At 43.9% G+C, this 18,839-nt stretch carries 20 protein-coding genes; 12 read left to right on the top strand and 8 right to left on the bottom strand.

The window, feature by feature from the left end; all coding sequences use genetic code 11:
* Nucleotide 1 precedes the first annotated feature (1 nt).
* From ispH to PCAR9_RS13345, 6 genes are all read left to right on the top strand, one after another.
* Nucleotides 2–946 carry a 4-hydroxy-3-methylbut-2-enyl diphosphate reductase gene (gene ispH / locus PCAR9_RS13370; protein ID WP_179984017.1) on the top strand — a complete coding sequence of 315 codons (945 nt, stop codon included), beginning with the start codon at nucleotides 2–4 and terminating at the stop codon, nucleotides 944–946.
* Nucleotides 947–1,381: 435 nt separating this feature from the next.
* On the top strand, nucleotides 1,382–2,032 hold the full coding sequence (pilV, locus tag PCAR9_RS13365; protein ID WP_179984016.1) for a type IV pilus modification protein PilV: 651 nt from the start codon (nucleotides 1,382–1,384) through the stop codon (nucleotides 2,030–2,032).
* Entirely contained in the window at nucleotides 2,029–2,886 is an 858-nt protein-coding gene (locus PCAR9_RS13360) for a PilW family protein (RefSeq protein WP_179984015.1), read from the top strand. The genes pilV and PCAR9_RS13360 overlap by 4 nt, the downstream gene beginning before the upstream one ends.
* The gene (locus tag PCAR9_RS13355) at nucleotides 2,883–3,446 is read left to right on the top strand and encodes a PilX N-terminal domain-containing pilus assembly protein (protein ID WP_179984014.1); all 564 of its coding nucleotides are present in this window, start codon (nucleotides 2,883–2,885) and stop codon (nucleotides 3,444–3,446) included. Before PCAR9_RS13360 ends, PCAR9_RS13355 begins: the two co-directional genes overlap by 4 nt.
* An 8-nt stretch (nucleotides 3,447–3,454) precedes the next feature.
* Nucleotides 3,455–7,522, top strand: a complete 4,068-nt coding sequence (locus tag PCAR9_RS13350) for a PilC/PilY family type IV pilus protein (RefSeq protein ID WP_179985242.1) — start codon at nucleotides 3,455–3,457, stop codon at nucleotides 7,520–7,522.
* A 2-nt stretch (nucleotides 7,523–7,524) separates the two neighbouring features.
* A complete protein-coding gene (locus PCAR9_RS13345) occupies nucleotides 7,525–7,989 on the top strand; it encodes a type IV pilin protein (RefSeq protein WP_179984013.1) in 465 nt (154 codons plus the stop codon).
* 48 nt (nucleotides 7,990–8,037) lie between these two features.
* Here the strand turns inward: PCAR9_RS13345 and PCAR9_RS13340 are convergent, their stop codons facing one another.
* The 4 genes from PCAR9_RS13340 to PCAR9_RS13325 are packed head-to-tail and all read right to left on the bottom strand — an operon-like array spanning nucleotide 8,038 to nucleotide 10,480.
* Nucleotides 8,038–8,379, bottom strand: coding sequence for a type II secretion system protein (locus tag PCAR9_RS13340; RefSeq protein ID WP_232091205.1), 342 nt, complete (start codon nucleotides 8,377–8,379; stop codon nucleotides 8,038–8,040).
* Nucleotides 8,366–9,298, bottom strand: a complete 933-nt coding sequence (locus tag PCAR9_RS13335) for a hypothetical protein (RefSeq protein WP_232091204.1) — start codon at nucleotides 9,296–9,298, stop codon at nucleotides 8,366–8,368. The genes PCAR9_RS13340 and PCAR9_RS13335 overlap by 14 nt, the downstream gene beginning before the upstream one ends.
* A complete protein-coding gene (locus tag PCAR9_RS13330) occupies nucleotides 9,288–9,932 on the bottom strand; it encodes a potassium:proton antiporter (RefSeq protein ID WP_232091203.1) in 645 nt (214 codons plus the stop codon). Before PCAR9_RS13330 ends, PCAR9_RS13335 begins: the two co-directional genes overlap by 11 nt.
* Nucleotides 9,926–10,480 carry a GspH/FimT family pseudopilin gene (locus tag PCAR9_RS13325; protein ID WP_179984012.1) on the bottom strand — a complete coding sequence of 185 codons (555 nt, stop codon included), beginning with the start codon at nucleotides 10,478–10,480 and terminating at the stop codon, nucleotides 9,926–9,928. The genes PCAR9_RS13330 and PCAR9_RS13325 overlap by 7 nt, the downstream gene beginning before the upstream one ends.
* 78 nt (nucleotides 10,481–10,558) lie before the next feature.
* Here PCAR9_RS13325 and PCAR9_RS13320 point away from each other — a divergent pair, with 78 nt between their 5' ends.
* Nucleotides 10,559–10,951: a type IV pilin protein gene (locus PCAR9_RS13320; RefSeq protein WP_179984011.1), complete on the top strand. Its 393-nt coding sequence runs from the start codon at nucleotides 10,559–10,561 to the stop codon at nucleotides 10,949–10,951.
* A gap of 72 nt (nucleotides 10,952–11,023) precedes the next feature.
* On the opposite strand, the gene PCAR9_RS13315 is transcribed toward PCAR9_RS13320, so the two are convergent.
* The gene (locus tag PCAR9_RS13315; protein ID WP_179984010.1) at nucleotides 11,024–11,608 is read right to left on the bottom strand and encodes a GspH/FimT family pseudopilin; all 585 of its coding nucleotides are present in this window, start codon (nucleotides 11,606–11,608) and stop codon (nucleotides 11,024–11,026) included.
* 458 nt (nucleotides 11,609–12,066) lie between these two features.
* Here PCAR9_RS13315 and nadE point away from each other — a divergent pair, with 458 nt between their 5' ends.
* Nucleotides 12,067–12,903, top strand: a complete 837-nt coding sequence (gene nadE, locus PCAR9_RS13310; RefSeq protein ID WP_179984009.1) for an NAD(+) synthase — start codon at nucleotides 12,067–12,069, stop codon at nucleotides 12,901–12,903.
* 2 nt (nucleotides 12,904–12,905) lie between these two features.
* Nucleotides 12,906–13,244 carry a P-II family nitrogen regulator gene (locus PCAR9_RS13305; protein ID WP_012517511.1) on the top strand — a complete coding sequence of 113 codons (339 nt, stop codon included), beginning with the start codon at nucleotides 12,906–12,908 and terminating at the stop codon, nucleotides 13,242–13,244.
* 66 nt (nucleotides 13,245–13,310) lie between these two features.
* Here PCAR9_RS13305 and PCAR9_RS13300 read toward each other — a convergent pair whose 3' ends face one another.
* Together PCAR9_RS13300 and ygfZ are read right to left on the bottom strand one after the other, a co-directional pair.
* A complete protein-coding gene (locus PCAR9_RS13300; RefSeq protein ID WP_179984008.1) occupies nucleotides 13,311–13,826 on the bottom strand; it encodes an FKBP-type peptidyl-prolyl cis-trans isomerase in 516 nt (171 codons plus the stop codon).
* A 65-nt stretch (nucleotides 13,827–13,891) separates the two neighbouring features.
* Entirely contained in the window at nucleotides 13,892–14,938 is a 1,047-nt protein-coding gene (gene ygfZ / locus PCAR9_RS13295) for a CAF17-like 4Fe-4S cluster assembly/insertion protein YgfZ (protein ID WP_179984007.1), read from the bottom strand.
* 187 nt (nucleotides 14,939–15,125) lie between these two features.
* Here ygfZ and PCAR9_RS13290 point away from each other — a divergent pair, with 187 nt between their 5' ends.
* From PCAR9_RS13290 to PCAR9_RS13280, 3 genes are read left to right on the top strand one after another with little or no spacing between them, the layout of a single operon-like run.
* Nucleotides 15,126–15,377, top strand: a complete 252-nt coding sequence (locus PCAR9_RS13290; protein WP_014950112.1) for an FAD assembly factor SdhE — start codon at nucleotides 15,126–15,128, stop codon at nucleotides 15,375–15,377.
* A 49-nt stretch (nucleotides 15,378–15,426) separates the two neighbouring features.
* Complete coding sequence (locus PCAR9_RS13285) at nucleotides 15,427–15,894, top strand: hypothetical protein (RefSeq protein WP_232091202.1); 468 nt, start codon at nucleotides 15,427–15,429, stop codon at nucleotides 15,892–15,894.
* Nucleotides 15,895–15,907: 13 nt separating this feature from the next.
* Nucleotides 15,908–16,786 (top strand): MaoC family dehydratase, encoded by an 879-nt coding sequence (locus PCAR9_RS13280; protein ID WP_179984006.1) that lies wholly within the window; start codon nucleotides 15,908–15,910, stop codon nucleotides 16,784–16,786.
* Nucleotides 16,787–17,024: 238 nt separating this feature from the next.
* Here PCAR9_RS13280 and nadB read toward each other — a convergent pair whose 3' ends face one another.
* Complete coding sequence (gene nadB, locus PCAR9_RS13275; protein WP_179984005.1) at nucleotides 17,025–18,710, bottom strand: L-aspartate oxidase; 1,686 nt, start codon at nucleotides 18,708–18,710, stop codon at nucleotides 17,025–17,027.
* Nucleotides 18,711–18,839: the final 129 nt, after the last annotated feature.

Below are 18,839 nucleotides of genomic sequence, written 5' to 3'. Positions count from 1 at the left end.
TATGCAGATTCATTTAGCTAACCCTCGCGGCTTCTGTGCGGGCGTAGACAGAGCTATCACAATAGTTGAGCGAGCGCTTGAAATGTTTGAGCCGCCAATTTATGTGCGCCACGAAGTGGTACACAATAAATTTGTGGTAGATGGGCTACGTGAGCGTGGAGCGTTATTTGTGGATGAACTTCACGAAGTACCAGACGACAGCATAGTAATATTTTCTGCCCATGGCGTATCGCAAGCGGTAAGAAAAGAAGCAGAAAGTCGTGGTCTCAAGGTCTTTGACGCCACGTGCCCCTTGGTTACTAAAGTACATATGGAAGTTACTCGTGCTAGCAAAACAGGTACTGAGTGCATCTTGATTGGTCATGCTGGTCACCCTGAAGTAGAGGGCACCATGGGTCAGTATAGCAATGAAGAAGGCGGTATCTATTTAGTAGAGTCTGAAGCTGATGTTGCGACGCTTGAAGTTAAAGACCCTGCAAATCTTTATTATTGCAGCCAAACTACGTTATCTGTTGATGACACCGCCGATGTAATTGATGCCCTTCGCGCTAAGTTTCCTAAAATCAACGGCCCTAGAAAAGACGATATTTGCTATGCAACACAGAATCGCCAAGACGCAGTGCGCGACTTATCGCAAGACTGTCAGGTTCTATTGGTGGTTGGGGCACAGAATAGCTCAAACTCGAACCGTCTTCGCGAACTGGCTGAAAAAATTGGCGCTAAAGCCTATTTGATTGCCGACGCTAATTGCATCCAAGAAGAATGGCTAGAAGGCGTAGAGCATATTGGCGTTACCGCAGGTGCTTCTGCCCCTGAAGTCTTGGTGCAAGGTGTAGTAAATAAGCTTAAAGCATGGGGCGCAGTTTCGGCTTCTGAGCGTTCCGGGCGCGAAGAGAACGTAGAATTTGCTGTTCCTAAAGAATTGAGAGTTAAGCAAGTCGTTTAAACTCGCTACATTTTCAAAATAAAAAAACACCGCACTTTGTTGCGGTGTTTTTTTATGCTTTTGTCTACTGGAAATTCAATGACTTGCGGATAGATAATGATACCTTAAATTAAAATGAGGTTTAGCGACTAAAAGAATTTAGCTACTTGTACAAGGTACCCAGTCAGTTTTATTTTTGGTGGAAGTGAAGCTTCAATACTACAGTAGCGTGCACGCTGGGCGTGTAAAGTCTGAGACTTTAATTACGATACTGTGAAGTATTCGTGCGGCAGGGCCGAGGAAGTCAGCGTAACATTAATAGCCAGTTTGTGACCTTTTAGGTAGCTAAAAATTATACGTTTTGATAACCAATAATACCCAGCGTAATGCGCTTTTGTCTTACTATACTAAATTGGTGATAACACCCGTTCTTACGTTTCGAATTTGGCAAAAGTGATGAGAGTTAAAAAGGTGGCGAGAAACCAAGTGAAAGGAAGCACAATCTGCACCCAACGCGGTGTAGGTCTAATAGAGATTTTGATTACTCTATTTATATTGGCGGTAGGATTACTGGGCGTTGCTGCACTCCAGTTTACCGGTTCGTTTGCCAATAAAGATGCCATAAGCCGGACCCAAGCGGAAATGGTTGCCGCACAAGTAGCAGAGCGATTACGTGCCGCTGCACGTCCTGCAACGGTGGGCGATGGCATGGTGGCAAACAACGACTATTTCACAGACACAACCTATAATTTTTCAGGTTTAAGTTGCTCAAATACCTCTCAGCCCTATTATGGCTGCTGCCTAACAAGACCCGCCAACATTCCTAACTGTGAAGGGCAAGCCTGTAGTGAAGTGCAAATGGCCAAGTATGATGGCTGGGCGCTTTCATGCTCTGCAGTGCAGACAAATCCACAAACTACAGTTTCAGTAACCTGTGATGACAATAACGCCGCTGACACTTACAGTTGTAGCCCGGGTTCACGTGTGGAAATTTTGCTAATGTGGCCCGTGTCATCCTCCGGCAACCAGCAATATAATTTGAATTCGCGATGTAACGAAGCCGAAGGTGACAGCAATGGGTGTGTGTTTAAGGACGTCACGCTATGAATAGCTATCGTCAACGAACACAATACGGCTTTTCACTCGTTGAGTTAATGATTACTTTGACTCTAGGTCTGATTATTTCAGGTGCGGTTATTCAGGTTTTAGTCAGTTCAAGCGTTACCAATAAAGTTAATCAAGCGGTGGCTCAAGTTCAAGAATCTGGGCGCTTCATTATGGCCCGTTTGTCGGCGGAGTTTTACGAAGTTGGCCGTTATGACCAAATTGTCGCAGATGTCGATACATCTGTTGATATTGTCGCTGAAGCTGCTTATGTCGAAAATCATCCAGTTGCCTTGCCCGGTGACTTTTCCACTAATAACACGTTAGGTAGCGTACAGACCACCAGCGGTGGTAGCGATAAACTCGTAGTAAGCCTTTTGAATCACGAAGATTGTACAGGTAACGCACATGGCTATGCTGGTCGCGAATTCCACGTTGTTAATCATTATTTTGTGAGCGGCAGTGCACTAAAATGTACCGGTTATGATGGGCGCGTTTTACTTGGTATTAAGTCGCAAACGGTTGACCCTATTACAGTCACTTTGCTAGATAACGTGGAAAGTTTTCAAGTGCAGTTTGGCGTGTCAGACGTGATCACAAGTTCTAATGGTCAGGCCGTCACTTACGTAACTGCCGATGCTATCGATAACCTAAGAGCCCTCAATCAACAAGTGGTGTCATTGCGATGGGCCATTATGCTTAAAAGCTACCAAAATGAAGTGCGACAAACCCAAGCACAAAAATATGCGCTCTTAAATGAGGCGTCTAAAACAATGACGACCGACCATTATTATCAAGTCTTTTCTAAGACCTTGGCCCTAAGAAATATGAAAAATTTTGTCAGGAGTTCGAAATGAAACAGCAAGGCTTAGTCATGGTATTTGCGCTACTTGTTTTGCTGTCTATCACGGTTTTAGGCGTAAGCGCTGTAACCAGCAGTTTGTCTCAATCAAAGATGGCCGTGTCTATGCAGCAAAGTGGATTAGCGTTCGACGCGGCTGAAGCTGCAATCGCGGGTGTTTTTTTCGAATCCGAAGATGAGGCCTTGCTCACTGACCCAGCAAAAACGGATCCACTTTCAGAAGCAAGGCAAGGCACTATTTTCAATCCTGAAGCAGACTCTATGAGCTGTTTCGACGAAAATCAATGGACTGATAGATACATGACTGAAGGCGGCTTAACTATCGGTGATAGGCATATTACAGACGGTACATATCAAAATGAGGCGTCTTCAAAAAGCTGGTCGCGCACGGCATTTATTCGTGAACAAGCTTGCCGAGGTTCTAGCAATGTAATCGGTGGAAGTAATGTTAACTGCCACGTATTTATTATTAGAGGCTGCGGAAAAGTTGCGGGTAAGTCCACAGTGGTAGCTAACAGCTTAGCTGCATCCGTTTTTGGCCCGGCTTCACAATAGGTATTATGATGAAAAAAATAACAAATTACCTTGCTTCAATTACGCTGTTTAGCTGTATTGGCTTTTCTGCCTTTGGCGATGACCTTGATATTTATTTAGGGAATGCCAGCAGTGCGGTTACCTATAACCCAAATGTACTCTTTATAATGGACTCATCGGGAAGTATGGGGTCTTATGATAACACCAGTCAGACCAGAATGCTCCGGGTGCAAAATGCGCTGAAAGACGCGTTGCGCTCTGCCACAAATATTAATGCTGGTCTGATGCGATTTTCTGACTATGGCGGGCCAATCCTATATCCTATACGTAATATTGATGAGGCTGTGCGTCCTGAAATTATTGTTTCAACAAACGACGATGATCATGATGCCCATGAAATAAACGGTAATGTGACTACAGACAGCAACGACCTGATATTAAGTAGTGGCACCCAAACGGTAACTTCTGGCCTGCGCTTTACCGATTTAAACATACCGCAAGGGGCTACCATTGTTAGTGCTAATATTCGCCTTACTTCTGAAAGGTTTAATATTGCAGGTACTTCTCTTGTCATTTCAGCAGAAGCATCTGCATCTAGCACCGAGTTTTCTTCAAGCAGAAATAATCTTAGCGAACGGACCAAAACAAGCGCCAATGTCGAATGGTTGACTGACAATAGTTTTCCCGCCTCAGGTGAAGTCATTACCACGCCAGACATTAGCGCTGTAATACAAGAAGTTGTGGACTTGTCTGCTTGGTGTGGCGGAAAAGACTTAAATATCCTGATTGAAGGTTCAAGTTCGGACAGCGCTAGTGGTCGAGAGGCAAGAGCGAGTGATTTAGGACAAAGCGGTGCGCCACAATTAGTTGTATCTTACGATGACTCTACCGCGACGGGGTGTGTACAAGGTGAGGGCATTTATCAAGTTGGTAACTCTAAAGATAACTCTGAAGAAGCGACCAATGGTTATCCTAACACAGGAAGTGAGCTCACGTTTCACCCATCATACAACGACTACATTGGGGTAAGGTTCAGAAACGTAAATATTCCGCAAGGCGCTGAAATAACAGAGGCGTACCTCGAGTTTACGGCCTACAGTACTGTAACTTATGGCAACCCTAGTATGCGTATACGCGGTGTCGCTGACGATGATGCGGCAGACTTTCATCCAAACCAACGCTATCGCTTGCGAAATCTGCCAAAAACCTCAGGCATTACGTGGTCAATGCCTGACTTTTACAACAACAACAATTATCGCACGCCAAATATAAGCAGTATCGTCAAACAAATCGTCGACCGCTCTGGTTGGCGGTCAGGTAATGATATGGCGTTTGTGATGGACGATTTTGTGTCTTATCGAGGAGCGCACACTTATAACTCACCGTCTAAAGCGCCCAAATTGATTGTGAAGTTTAATGGTGCCGCCACGCCAGGCGCAACAGCATCAGTGCGCGAACACTTAGTAAGTAAGATTGATGAGCTAAGTGCCAATGGCTTTACTCCTATCGTAGATACCTTGTTAGAAGCCACAAATTACTATGGCGGTCGAAGTGTAGATTATGGCCGCAAACGTGGTGAGAACGGAGTTAACAATTCTGTTAGAAAAAGTACCAGAGTAAGTCATCGTAGCTCTTATATAGGTGCAGACTCTATTTTACCGTTTGGATGTTCAGAAGATAATCTATCTGACAGCGATTGCGTTACAGAGCAAATTCCCACTCCCGCGACCTATATTTCGCCGGTATCTGACTTACAGTGTCAAACCAATAATCACATCGTTTTGTTATCTGACGGTGAAGCAAATAACAACCATAGTGTGTCTAAAATTCAAACGCTGCTAGGTAAAAACTGTACGGGTAGTGGCGGCGAAAAGTGCGGCCTTGACTTGGTTAAAAACATCAGCGATACGTCTACATCGGTTATTGGGCCAAGAGTTATAACGCACACGATAGGTTTCGCGGCGAATAATACTGCTAATAATTTCCTCAACCAACTTGCGCTGCAAAGCGGTGGTGGCTTCTATCAAGCGGACAACAGCACTGATTTGCTTGAAGCTTTCAATACTATTTTACGCTCTGTAAAAGACGTGAATGCCACGTTTGTTTCCCCCGGTGTAGCGGTTAACCAGTTAAACCGTCTTACCCACAGAGATGAACTTTATTTTGCGCTGTTTAAGCCTAGCGAAGGCGCAATTTGGCCTGGCAACTTAAAGCGCTACAGATTGAGTGGAGACGAAATTCTCGATAAGAACAGTCACAGTGCTGTGGATAGCGAAACCGGGTTCTTTGCTGAGAATTCTCATAGCTATTGGTCAACACTCGCTGACGGCAGTGAGGTGAGCGAAGGTGGAGCCGCAAGTCGTATGGGTACAAACCGCAACATCTATGTTTTTGACGGAACGGGGTCTATTGTCGATGAGGACAATGAACTTCATGAAGATAACTCTGATATTACGAATGAAGATCTTGCTATCCAAAATGAGACCGACGCGGATGAGCTAAGAGAGGCTATCTTAAAATGGGCACGAGGTGTTGATGTAAAAGACAGCAATGGAAATGGCAGTACGAGTGACTACAGAACCCAAATGGGCGACCCCATTCATTCACAGCCTATCATTGTGAATTATGGTACTAACGATTCGGCCATTTTTGTCGCGACTAACCAAGGAATGCTTCATTCATTTGATACAGAAACCGGCGAAGAAAACTTTGCCATCATGCCAAAAGAGCTGCTACAAAATTTACATCACTTCTACAAAGATACTCCGTCGCTAAACCATGAGTATGGACTAGATGGCGATATGGTTCTGCGTACAGTGGATAACAAAATGTATCTTTATGTTGGCATGCGTAGAGGTGGCCGCAACTATTACGTCTTTGACGTTACTGCGAAAAACTCGCCTAAGCTTAAGTATCAACTTACTGGCGGAGAAGGTGATTTAACTAAGTTAGGTCAAACGTGGTCGAGACCAACTATCACAAAAGTAAATATGGGCGGTGAAGTTAAAAACGTGATGATTGTTGGAGGCGGTTACGATGACGCTCAAGATGATCGTGCGATACGAGCCAACGACGCAGTTGGTAATGCCGTCTACATGTTTGATGCTGATACGGGAAGCCTACTTTGGCACGCCAGTAATGAAGATTCTGATCTTGATTTAACCCATATGACTTATAGTATCCCGGGGCGCATTTCTGTCATCGATAGGGATAATGATGGTGAAGCTGACCACATGTATGTTGCTGATACAGGGGGCCAACTATTTCGTCTGGATATTTATAATGGAGAGTCTGGTTCTGACTTTATAAAAGGTGCACGTATTGCCGATTTCGGTGGCGATACTGAAGAAACCAATCGCCGTTTTTACTATGGGCCGGATGTCACAGAAATCGCATTAGGTGATGAATTGTATTATGCCGTTGCGTTGGGGAGTGGCTGGCGTGCATCTCCACTAGATACCGTAGTGGAAGATAACTTCTACATGCTTAAAGATAGCGGAGTATTCAAACGCGATGAAAACGGCAAGTACACGTACATGACTACAGTGACCGAAAATAAAATGTACAACGCTACCAGTCACGCGCTAAATAGCAGTGATGAAAGCGAGCGAGCTCTTGCGGCAGCAGAGTTCGCCAATAAAGATGGCTGGTATTTAAACCTAACAACAAATGGCGAGAAAGTGCTGTCGTCTCCGCTTATCATCGACTACAAAGTATTCTTTACCACCTATGTTCCGGCTGCAAGCAGCACCAGCGCCTGTGCACCGCCTACCGGAAACAGTCGTGCATATCTTGTTAGCATGTTTAATGGCAATGCTGTTACAGATGTGAATAACGACGGTGATGTGAATGGTGATGATCGCGTTGCTGAGTTGAAGCAAACCGGTATTGCACCTGAAACCAAAATACTTATTGAAGATATTGTTAGCCCGGTTGTATGTTTAGGTACTGAGTGTGTGTCTGCGGTAATAGAGGTCGATGAGGACGGCAATGACGAAGCTTGTAACAGTCCTTTTGAGTGCTTAGCTGAAAACATTTACGGGCGATTTGAACGTATACAACGCGGTAGCTGGCATTCAGAAACTGAAAGGGAATAATCATGGAAGCAAAAAAACACGCTCAGGGCTTTTCACTTATTGAACTCATGATAGTGGTGGCTATCGTCGGCATAATCGCGGCTATTGCTTATCCGTCTTATCAGGGAGTTATTGCTGATGGGTATCGCGGTACCGGTCAGGCTGACTTGTTAGGTCTAGCGTCAGCGATGGAGCGTCATCATAGTGGTTCTTTTAGCTACAAAGGTGCAGGCGCAAGCGGAGGCGATACCGGAGCGCCTTCTATTTTTGCAACACACTCACCTTCATCAGAGCCAACGGCTAATCGTCGTTATAATCTGACTATCCAATCTGCAGGAGTGACTGATTACGAATTGAGAGCGACCCCTGTATCGGGAACTGGTCAAGCCGCAGATGGTACCCTTTACTACTTCAGCGATGGAAGAAAAGGGTGGGACAAAAATAATAATGGCTCTCTTGAAACCGATGAATATTGCTGGTCTTGTTAAGGATTAACTGATTCACCTCATTATTGCACCTTAGCAAACTATAATACGCTAAGGTGTGATTGTCGGAATACCAAACACGGCTATATCCTCCCAACGTTGATCTACGCTATCTTGTGTGAGTGCCAATCTTGTAGTATTTAAATGTTTTGTTTGTTCGTCTTGTGACTTTAACGTTGCCTGCCAAAGCACTCGTGTTTTAATATCGCTTGAAAGTAGGTAAGCACTAGAGGTCATAAAAATTAAAAGCGCTATGAGTACCTCTATTAACACTCCACCTCTATTCGCACCACTATAGTTTGAGCAAAGACGATTATCATCAGGTGTGATTCTACGCATTATCGCCAATACGCTTTTGAATTCTTTTTGTTGGGGCTTTTTAATTGATGTCATACCAGGTTCCAGGAACGGGAATTATTTTCGCTATATGAGTGCTAGCCTGTAGGTTGCTAAGTACTTGCGCTGAAGGCGTCAAAAGACCATAAATTTGCTGTTGTAACTGTGTATTAGACACGAATGCACCCTTAATTGAACTGGAATGTGTCAGGTGAAGTTCATGAGTAGCTGTGGTCGTTGAGAGCATGATGATCAGCCCAAAGAAGTGAGTATTCGCACTTATAGTAAGATCTCCATCTACCACTATTAACAAGGCAGGCGCTGAACTTGATGTATGAGTTAGATCACTATGGCTTAAAACGCAGTCACCATTTATCCAATAGACTGTGGCACTCTCCAAGTTGTAGCAATGAGAAGCTGTCGCGCTGTTGGGAAAAAATGCTGGACTTAGCTCGGCTTCACTTCGATTGAACAACCAATGAGTGAGCTGGTTATCCCATGAAAATAGCTGTGATGCGGTGGGCAATCTAAGAAGAGCAGGGTAACGAAGAAAATTAACTTTATATTGAATGTTTTCTGCATTGTGAGAAACGTTCACTTCGTACTGAGTGAGAGACTGCTGAGCAACACCCGTTAGGCTTTCTTGATTAACTGTGGTTGATAGAAAGGGCTGATTTGTCGTGGTTAGCACCGTTGAAATACTTTCCGTTCTAAGCGCTGTCGCCACTTCTTTGAGATGTTGTTTTAATTGTATTCGAGAGCTTACCGTCTCTTGCCTGATTTTCTGTATGGCATAGTACTGCTGAACGCTTTGCGAGGTAACTATGGTCGTAAACGTCACGACACTTAGAAGAATAGCGACAATCGAGAGGAGTGCCATACCTTCATGCTTCGCTTTTGAAAAGTAAGGCTTACACGTAAATGTTTGTGTGTATGAGGTAATAGACTTTTGTTTTACTCTCTCTTTATTTCTCATTGGTCGCCTCCACCACAAATGTTTTGCTGACAACAAGGCTGGGGTCTATCACACTTTGCAGACTTAATTTAATTTCATAAGCGGCACCCCAGCTGCTGTTGTGCAGTACCATTGCGGCAAATTGAGTCACTTCGACAGTATTTGGGTCGGTTAAATCAAACCATCCCCCTTGCGTACAGGTTTTTCCTCCAACCCTGTATTCGATTGCCTTATCGTGTAGTCGATATCCAAACATTTCGTCTTGCGCTGTAGAAATAACGCCACTGCGATTTTTATCGTAGGAAAACGTGATGCAGCTATTTGCTGTTTCACCAGTTTGTTGACCAAGGCTCACGTTAGCCACTGTTTGAGGGGTACTCGCAAGGGTTATAAAAGGCGTAAGCGTGCTGCTATTTTCAATAAACCCAGCTCTGCTCAAATGTCGTGAAATAGTATCTTGGAGTGCTCGGGCGTCTTCTTCTATTGCGGTAGCATGTTGTAGTGAAGATAAACTAACGTAAGACTGCACATTGTAAGTCGTTATCGCTGCTATCAGTATGCTTGATAAAGTGCAGGCTACCATAAGCTCTGTAATACTATAGCCGCCAGTTTTATTTGTACTTAAATCATTCAATGTTTTTGGAAAAGCTAGCACAGCGTAATACCTGTAATGCGTTGTTCACTACACAACTTCACACGACCCAGCGGGCTGACCGTGACTTTGGCAGCAAAATGGTCACTGGAAAGCTCAAATGTGGTGGCACTGCCGAAATTAACTGTACCCTGTTGATTGAAAGCTACGGTTTTGTCTTTTGCGTTTAACGTGGTTAGCTTTGAATTCCATTTTGCTGGAAGCTCCCAAAACGCGGCGTCATTTAACGCACAGTTTTGGTGTGTTGAACAGGTGCAGTTTTCATCGTTACTGATTATTACGCAGTTTGCATTTTCGAATTTTGCGATGAGGTAATAGGGCTTTTTTTGGGTAAGTGCATAAATACGTGCTTGCTTAGCTGAGTTGGCTAATTGCGACGCGAAATGTTTAAAATCGTTTCGCTCTAGCCACGTTTGAAATGACGGAACCGCGCTTACCGACAATATACTTGTAATACTTATCACGATAAGTAATTCAATGAGCGACATACCTATTGCGCGCATATACCCATTATCTTCTCTTTTTTTATTTCTTCGTTCAGGAAAAGCCATGCGTAAGTCCAGTAATAGTGCCCGTGCTAAATTGATAGGCTTAATGTACTGAAAAACACAATGAGAGAAAGCTGTACCATGGAAGGGAATAGCGTTGGTTTAAACAATCGAATTTCTAACACAGGATTTACGCTAGTTGAGGTATTGGCTGTGCTCGCTATCGTTAGTGTATTAAGTTTAGCAACTACAACTGCGATAATATCAAGTTGGCAATTAAGCCAAGTAAATCAAGTTAAAGCGTACTTGTTATCAATACAGTCAATGCAGTCGAGAAGTTGGTTAGAGTCAGGTGTCTACCTACCGTTGACTGCTCTGCCTCAAGCCAATATCGATAAAGTCAGCATTGCACAGACGATGAGTCAAAGTGGTGGATATGAAGTGGCAGCTACGCTATTTTTTAAAAAGCAAAATGACAGTTGTAGGGTTTTAAAAATTAGTGAAACCTCGTTGGCCCCGAAAGAATGCTGGTAATAGCGTTTTCAACCCAGCTTACTAACTGCGTATACTAACTTCGGGTGGGAAGTGGGGGGGAAGCAACTACGGCTATGAACTACAAGATAGCGCATCACCATCTAAATCTTCTTTTTCACCATCGTCGTCACTGTCTACAGCTATCGAAATTCGACCGTATAGCGACAGTAATAGGGCAGAGGCATAGTCTGCATCGTTATCTTTGGGGCACAGCGTAATTGTTGCAGCCGTATCGATTGCGCCTTGCTCGTCAAAGGTTAAGCTTCCTGTTACACCGTAGATAGCGTTTGCGGAGTTAAGCGGATCGCTTGCAACAATAAGTGCCTCGTTATTGTCACGACTACCATTACCGTTTTTGTCCACAAATACCATTTTCGCCTTTTTCCAGCTGCTTGTGCAGGCGGTGTAATTTTCTGTTGGACACAAAACAACACTTGCTTGTTCGTCTACCGCGGTAAACCTGGCCCGCTGCACCACGGCACTTAAATTATTTATATCTGAGGTAATTCTATTTTTGATAAGAACACTTTGTATACTGGGCGCAACAGTAGTAAGAATAATCGCCAGTACAGCAACGGCGACCAACATCTCCAGCAGTGTAAGACCTTTTTGTTTAACAAAGGCTTTTGGATATTTTTTTAATCTTGTTCTTATCATTGTGAGACTGTTATTTTCCAAACTTTTTAAATCATTAACTAATAAATTGCGCCATACAAACCGCAGGTAAAGCTATTGCTGTTAGGGAGTCAGAGCCTTCAGAGCTTGCCTTGAGCAAGAAACTAATTCACCTTCAATTTACTTTTTTATTCTATCTTCGATGTAATGATACTACGCGATAAATATGCATTACTCGCCTATTTTTTAGGGTAAACTAAAATACACTAGCAAAGGTATGTTTTACCGTGATATCGCATAGTTGACCATACGCCTTACGGTTAACTGTTTCGCACAACCCATGCCTACGCTCAAAAATAATAAAATATACATCCGATGCGTTTTCTTTTGCACTGTAAGTGCAAGGTAAATCAAATAGATGCGAGGATATCACTAACATCTGAAGTGATATTGTCGTAGAATCGAGTTCCAGGACGCCTCAAAAATACGTGGATATTACAATGCAAAAACAAGCAGTTATTGATGAAATGAAAGTGCTGCCTGAAATTGACGTCGAATATGAAGTTGCACGTCGAGTATCTTTTATCAAAAAGCAGTTGCTTACCTCAGGTTTGAATTCGCTGGTATTAGGTATTAGTGGGGGAATTGATTCATGTACTTTGGGTCGATTAGCACAGTTAGCGGTGAACGAGCTAAATGACGAACATCATGAAAATTATCAGTTCATTGCGGTTCGCTTACCTTATGACACTCAAGCTGACGAAGAAGATGCACAAAAATCTATCGATTTTATTCAGCCCTCACATTCGCTAGCGGTGAACGTTAAACCAGGTGCAGACGCAATTCACGCCTCTACTTCACAAGCGCTTGCTAATGCCAAACTTCTTCCTGAAAGTGAAGCGAAGCAGGACTTCGTTAAAGGCAACGTCAAAGCGCGTACTCGTATGGTTATTCAGTATGAAATTGCGGGAATGGTTGATGGGCTTGTTCTCGGTACAGACCATTCGGCTGAAAATATTACAGGGTTTTATACTAAGTACGGTGACGGAGCGTGTGATCTAGCGCCTTTATTTGGTCTAAGTAAGCGCCAAGTGCGTGCAGTGGCAGCCCATTTAGGTGCACCGCACAATGTAATCACTAAAGCCCCAACCGCTGATTTAGAAAGCCTTTCGCCACAAAAAGCTGACGAGCAAGCGCTGGGCATGTCCTACGACCAAATCGATGACTTTTTGGAAGGCAAGCCTGTTTCTGCAGAAGTGGAAGAGAAATTGCTCTATATTTATGAGCGTACACAACACAAACGTGTACCAATTCCAACAATTTACGATGAGTTGTAGTCATGAAAAAAATTGAAGCTATCATTAAACCGTTCAAAATGGACGACGTTAGGGAAGCGCTAGCTGAAGTCGGTATCGCAGGGATGACAGTATCAGAAGTGAAGGGGTTTGGCCGCCAGAAAGGTCATACCGAGCTTTATCGCGGTGCTGAATACCAAGTTGACTTCCTACCTAAAATCAAAATTGAGCTTGTGTTAGATGATGACCGCGTTGAACAAGCGGTAGAAGCCATTCAGTCATCTGCTAAAACGGGCAAAATAGGTGACGGCAAAATTTTCGTTTACAGCGTTGAAAGTGCTGTGCGTATTCGTACCGGTGAACAAAACGAAGACGCAATATAATTTAACCGTATTCTTCGAAAATAAAAAGGGAGCCTTTGGCTCCCTTTTTGATACGTTCAACACAACTTAGTGCTTATCTTCCGAGCATTCGCCTGTTTTCGGGTCACAACAGCTGCTTGCTTCCTGATGCACATGACCGTGCTCAAGCTCTTCTTGCGTCGCTTCACGCACGTCTACAACCGTTACATCGAACGTCAACGGAATACCTGCTAGCGGGTGGTTACCGTCAACAACAACTTCTTCGTCAGTTGTTTCGATAATGATTACAGACTGCTCACCCTGCGGAGTAGTGGCGCGGAAAGACATACCAACTTCAACATCCATACCGTCGAACATTGAACGAGGTACGGTTTGAACAAGTTCGTCAGAACGTTCACCGTAAGCCTTCTCAGGGTTTACAGAAACGTTGAAGCTATCATCTTTCGATTTACCGATAAGAGCATCTTCTAGTCCTTCAATTAAGAAGCGACGGCCTAGAAGTACAACTAGCGGCGATTTACCTTCTGAAGAGTCTAGCGTTGTGCCGTCTTCGGTAGATACGGTGTAGTGTAGCGTTACAACGCTGTCAGAAGTAATTGTCATAACAAATCCTATCTTGGCCCTATGATTAAAAAAAGGGCAATAAATTTAATGCAGCAGTAAACTGCTTATCGACGTTTTTTCACAATATTGCTTGCTTGTTGCTCAATACTGTACGGCAAGCTATTAGGGTAACAGGTAATGGCGTTGTTATCAGCCAGTCTGTGTAAATCTTCGGGGGTAGTGTCGTTATTTAACACAGCAATAAACCAGGTTTCGTTATCGAGCGACGCAACATTGAGTACTTTGCCCGCTATACGCCAATTTTCACCTAATTGCTTTTCAAGGCTATCGCCAGGTTTGATATCTACTTTTTCTTCAAGCTTGAAGCTATAAGCGGCACGTTTGTTTTTGCCCAAAAAGCGTGTTCGTGCAACCACTTCTTGCCCCATATAACAGCCCTTATCAAAGTCGATACCGTTAAGCGCATGTACATTAATCATTTGTGGTACATATTCCGCTACAGCTTCACCTCGTACTAAGGCGTGAACGCTTTCAATCTGAATGGCGTCAAACACAACGTGGGAATAACACACTACAGTTTTTGTCTCAATTAACGCATTTAATCGCTTTGTGCCGTTTTCATCTAAAAGAACAACAATGCCTTTGCGAGTAGTGTTGGCTACCAATGCTACGCCATGCTCACTTTCTATTTTCGGCAGCATACCTTTGTCTGCAGTATCGCCGTCAACGAGTTGTGCGACTTTATCACCCGAAAAAAGTTGCTCTAGTAGGGCTTTAACCTCATCAGATTTTGCTGCATCAAGTGAAATGAAGTGAGCGCTGTACGCCTGCGAGTCGTCAACAATATCGACCTTAGAAAATACGCCATACTTATTGAGCTGGGCTAACGAATGGCTGCCCGCATCGTCATTTGTAAGCAGCAATAATTTGTTTAAGTGGCGGGTCACGTACCCCGTAGCCCACGTCTTGCCTTTATTGTCACAATGCGCAAAATGCCTTGCCGTATTTGCATCAAGTTTATTGATATTGACCGTGATTTGACCTTGAAGGTAGCTGTCAGCCTGTTCACCTACCAATGAAATAGTCATGGTGTTTGAAAGCTTGACCATAAACTCATGAGGAAGATCTTGTAATGCTGCGATAGATGTCATATTCACCACTGTAAAGTTCGCTGTATGTACTCAAGGTATGGTAAAACCAGCAATATTCAAGGGTAGTACACACTAATGTGTGAAGATTAAGTTCTATTTAGTTTGCCTATCAGACCAAAAGAGCAGTGATCCCCAGCCGCAGGGCATGGTATTATTGATGGCGAATAAAAAACGGTATAAAAGACATATGTTTGAACCAAAAAGACTAGCCCGATTAAAGTGGGCCTGCCGCAGAGGCATGCTAGAGTTAGATGTACTATTGCTTCCTTTCGTGGAAGAAGCCTTTGACTCACTAAGTTATGAAGACCAAGAAACATTTGAACGTTTACTTACCAGTGATGACCCTGATTTGTTTGCTTGGATAATGGGACATCAAAAGTGCGAAGATCCTGAATTAGCCGCCATGGTGGCGACTATTGTAAATCGTGTCAAAGTATAGAGTTAGCATAAAGCACAATAGATTTAGAAAAGTATTTGGGGAATTATGCGTGGCCGTTTGCCTTATGGCAGCACTATGCAGCCTTCCTCAATACCTATGGTCTTGGCTGGGCTTCACCGCGGAATTAGTGTGCATAGTTGCCGTGGCTACGTTAATGATAGTCTGGCGTCTTTATGACGCGTTTAGTAACAATATTTCTACTACTCAATATGCACTCTCTTTGACCAGCGATGGTATTATTCGCGCTATTGACGATAGTGCGCTTCTTTTAGAACCATCAAGCACGACCATGCCCAGTGTGTTAACCGATGCTTTATCCGATGGCACATCGATGAAGATTCATCAGTCTTCCCAGTTATTTACTTGGGGAATGTGCATTAACGTGTTGCGCCATAAACGGCATTGGTTCGAAAAAGGTCATAACCATTTGACGTGGGTCTTAAAAGGTGAGTGCTGCGAGGCAGACTACCGCAGGTTGGCAAGAGCCATTATCTTCGCAAGAAAAGCGACGCCCTAAAGGAATTTAACAGATGTTTCGTGAGTATACTAAAGCGTTATTCAAACGCGTTGACGCCAGGCAACTTATGCAGTTTAAGCCGCCTACGTTGCCGCAGCGCATATACACAAAAACGCTCAATGTCGATAACGTGCACTATGCTTCTTTTTGTCAAGAAGTTGATTGGCCGGCGAATGAGCATGCTCATCCTCTTTATTTGCAAATGCTTTCGTTGCCGTTACAGATGCAGTGCTTGCTAGACAAACAAAGCCCATTTCCTTTACTCGGTTTGATTCACGCTGCGAACAAAGTGTTTGTGCTAGAGCATTGTGATTTAAGCGAGCCATTTGAATGTCGAGTGCGCTTTCACGACGTGAGACCCCATAGCCGCGGGTGGGAAGTGGACGTTATGCTAGAAGCACTTCAGTCGGGGAATCTGGTCTATAGGGCCATAAGTAGCTATTTGGTGAAAGTTAAAGCCGTACATGTTGCACCGCTTGGCCCAAAAACCGACCTAAGTGACGAATGTAGCCTTGAAGATAGAGCGCTAATTGCTGACATTAATGCATCGGCAAATACCGGACGACGCTACGCTAAGCTTTCTGGCGACTATAACCCTATTCACTTGTCTGCTATATCCGCCAAAGCCTTTGGGTTCAAACAGCCCATAGCACATGGGATGTGGACCTTATCTTGTGCGGTGTCAGCGTTTGTAAGTCACCAAGAGAACAGTCAATCTATAACCGTGAAAGAAGTAAATTGTCGCTTTAAAAAGCCAGTTTTCTTGCCTAATAACATTCATATTCAGCAACACTGTAAAACGGATACTAGTGCGCTGTTAGACGTAACCGATAGTGACGATAGCCTTGTACATTTATCAGCGAGCGTGGCGTTTAATCAGTGTGGTATTTAATCAAAAAAAGCTTTAAAAGAAGATAGCCCTGAATTGAATCCAGGGTTGAGAAAAGGCATCTGAAAGAGTGATTGAGAGAGCATACAAGTATGCTCTCTTTTTTGTTTGGGCGTTTATAAATAGCACTGTTTGCTTGCAAGTGCTGTATTCTTAAAGCATCCGTTCGCACTAGCTGGCGTTTTTAATTTGAACGTAAACCTTAAATTAGCCCTACATAGCAAGCGTATATCGCTATGTTTTAGTCGGCGCTAGAAAAGCTGTCTTGGGTTATTAATAAACCTACGTCAGAACCCGACAATTGCTTTCTTGGTGTAAGAATTGTGGGGGCTGGATTGTCCAATTGTTCAGGATGGTCCAAGTTGAAATGTAGCCCTCTGCTTTCTTTTCGTTCCATCGCGCATCGCACAATGAGTTCTGCAACCGTAACGAGGTTTCGAAGCTCTAGCAGGTTATTACTTACTCTGAAGTGTGAGTAATACTCAGTAATTTCTTGCTCTAACAGTTTGATACGGCGCATGGCCCGTTCAAGGCGCTTGTCAGTGCGTACAATACCTACGTAGTCCCACATGAATAGTCTAAGTTCGTGCCAGTTATGTTGAATGATAACTTCTTCATCTGAGTTTGATACCTGGCTTTCATCCCACGGCGCTATAGCCTCTTCACATTCTGCACTGTGAAGGTTTTTAATTATATCGTCTGCAGCGGCGCTGGCGAACACCACGCATTCAAGTAGAGAATTAGAAGCCATACGGTTAGCACCGTGTAGACCTGTGTAGGCAACTTCGCCAATTGCGTAGACATTATTTAAATCGGTCTTAGCATTAAAGTCTGTCATTACCCCGCCACAGCTATAATGCGCAGCCGGTACTACTGGAATAGGCTCGCGGGTAATATCTATACCAAGAGAGCGGCACTTGCGATAAATATTAGGGAAGTGCTTAACGATAAAATCAGCAGGCTTGTGACTAATATCTAAATACATACAGTCAGCACCTAAACGCTTCATTTCATAGTCAATAGCCCGGGCTACTACGTCACGAGGCGCCAAATCGCCTCGTTCGTCAAATTTGTGCATAAAGCGGGTGCCATCAGCGTGGCAGAGGTTTGCTCCTTCACCGCGTAGTGCTTCAGTAATTAAGAAATTACGTGCCTGCGGGTGGAATAAACAGGTAGGGTGGAATTGGTTAAACTCCATATTCGCTACACGGCAGCCTGCGCGCCATGCCATAGCAATTCCGTCACCGCTTGATACATCAGGGTTAGATGTATATTGATAGACTTTGCTGCCACCGCCAGTGGCCAACGCTACGAAAGGCGCGCGTATGACTTCCACGTGTTCTTGTTGTCTATTCCAAACGTAGGCACCTACAACACTTTTTTTCTCTTCTTTTGAAGGAATAAGGTCAATAGCATTGTAGCGCTCGAAAACGTGGATATTCGGATGTGTCGATACCGCGTCATTTAATGTAATCTGAAGTGCCTCACCTGTGGCGTCAGCGGCATGAAGAATACGGCGATGGCTGTGCCCACCCTCGCGGGTAAGGTGAAAGCGTTCCTCGCCAGATTCGCTTTTTTCTGTATCAAAGGGTACGCCGTAACCGATAAGCCATTCAAGGCATGCCTTTGCTCGCTCCGCAGTAAACCTCACGGCAGGCTCTTCACAAAGTCCTGCGCCTGCTGCTAACGTATCTGTTACGTGAGCATCTATGGAGTCTTGTTCATCGAATACGGCAGCTATACCACCTTGTGCATAGCGGGTAGAGCCTTCATTGCGATCACTTTTACTTAGTACAATAACCTGGCAATGGTCGGCGAGCTTAAGAGCCAAGCTTAATCCCGCCGCGCCACTACCAATAATCAATACATCACAACGGTGTTCTATTGCATTTGAAGTGGAAGTTAGTGAAGACGATGCAGATTTCATGTATTTTTATATCAATTCAAACGAGCAAAGGTCCGGCAAGTCTAAAGGATGAGTAGCAAAACACAATCATTCTTGTCTGCTGACCTAAGCATTTTTTAAAAAATTTAATGCTTTTACAGAACTTTTGTA

Source organism: Alteromonas macleodii, assembly GCF_903772925.1.
Lineage (GTDB): Bacteria > Pseudomonadota > Gammaproteobacteria > Enterobacterales > Alteromonadaceae > Alteromonas > Alteromonas macleodii_A.
This window is presented reverse-complemented; position numbering and strand designations above follow the sequence as displayed.

What these genes read in the sequence shown, in the direction of transcription:
- ispH (WP_179984017.1), top strand. Translation starts at nt 2, where the DNA reads ATGCAGATTCATTTAGCTAACCCTCGCGGCTTCTGTGCGGGCGTAGAC.
- pilV (WP_179984016.1), top strand. Translation starts at nt 1,382, where the DNA reads ATGAGAGTTAAAAAGGTGGCGAGAAACCAAGTGAAAGGAAGCACAATC.
- PCAR9_RS13360 (WP_179984015.1), top strand. Translation starts at nt 2,029, where the DNA reads ATGAATAGCTATCGTCAACGAACACAATACGGCTTTTCACTCGTTGAG.
- PCAR9_RS13355 (WP_179984014.1), top strand. Translation starts at nt 2,883, where the DNA reads ATGAAACAGCAAGGCTTAGTCATGGTATTTGCGCTACTTGTTTTGCTG.
- PCAR9_RS13350 (WP_179985242.1), top strand. Translation starts at nt 3,455, where the DNA reads ATGAAAAAAATAACAAATTACCTTGCTTCAATTACGCTGTTTAGCTGT.
- PCAR9_RS13345 (WP_179984013.1), top strand. Translation starts at nt 7,525, where the DNA reads ATGGAAGCAAAAAAACACGCTCAGGGCTTTTCACTTATTGAACTCATG.
- PCAR9_RS13340 (WP_232091205.1), bottom strand. Translation starts at nt 8,379, where the DNA reads ATGACATCAATTAAAAAGCCCCAACAAAAAGAATTCAAAAGCGTATTG.
- PCAR9_RS13335 (WP_232091204.1), bottom strand. Translation starts at nt 9,298, where the DNA reads ATGAGAAATAAAGAGAGAGTAAAACAAAAGTCTATTACCTCATACACA.
- PCAR9_RS13325 (WP_179984012.1), bottom strand. Translation starts at nt 10,480, where the DNA reads ATGGCTTTTCCTGAACGAAGAAATAAAAAAAGAGAAGATAATGGGTAT.
- PCAR9_RS13320 (WP_179984011.1), top strand. Translation starts at nt 10,559, where the DNA reads ATGGAAGGGAATAGCGTTGGTTTAAACAATCGAATTTCTAACACAGGA.
- PCAR9_RS13315 (WP_179984010.1), bottom strand. Translation starts at nt 11,608, where the DNA reads ATGATAAGAACAAGATTAAAAAAATATCCAAAAGCCTTTGTTAAACAA.
- nadE (WP_179984009.1), top strand. Translation starts at nt 12,067, where the DNA reads ATGCAAAAACAAGCAGTTATTGATGAAATGAAAGTGCTGCCTGAAATT.
- PCAR9_RS13305 (WP_012517511.1), top strand. Translation starts at nt 12,906, where the DNA reads ATGAAAAAAATTGAAGCTATCATTAAACCGTTCAAAATGGACGACGTT.
- PCAR9_RS13300 (WP_179984008.1), bottom strand. Translation starts at nt 13,826, where the DNA reads ATGACAATTACTTCTGACAGCGTTGTAACGCTACACTACACCGTATCT.
- ygfZ (WP_179984007.1), bottom strand. Translation starts at nt 14,938, where the DNA reads ATGACATCTATCGCAGCATTACAAGATCTTCCTCATGAGTTTATGGTC.
- PCAR9_RS13290 (WP_014950112.1), top strand. Translation starts at nt 15,126, where the DNA reads ATGTTTGAACCAAAAAGACTAGCCCGATTAAAGTGGGCCTGCCGCAGA.
- PCAR9_RS13280 (WP_179984006.1), top strand. Translation starts at nt 15,908, where the DNA reads ATGTTTCGTGAGTATACTAAAGCGTTATTCAAACGCGTTGACGCCAGG.
- nadB (WP_179984005.1), bottom strand. Translation starts at nt 18,710, where the DNA reads ATGAAATCTGCATCGTCTTCACTAACTTCCACTTCAAATGCAATAGAA.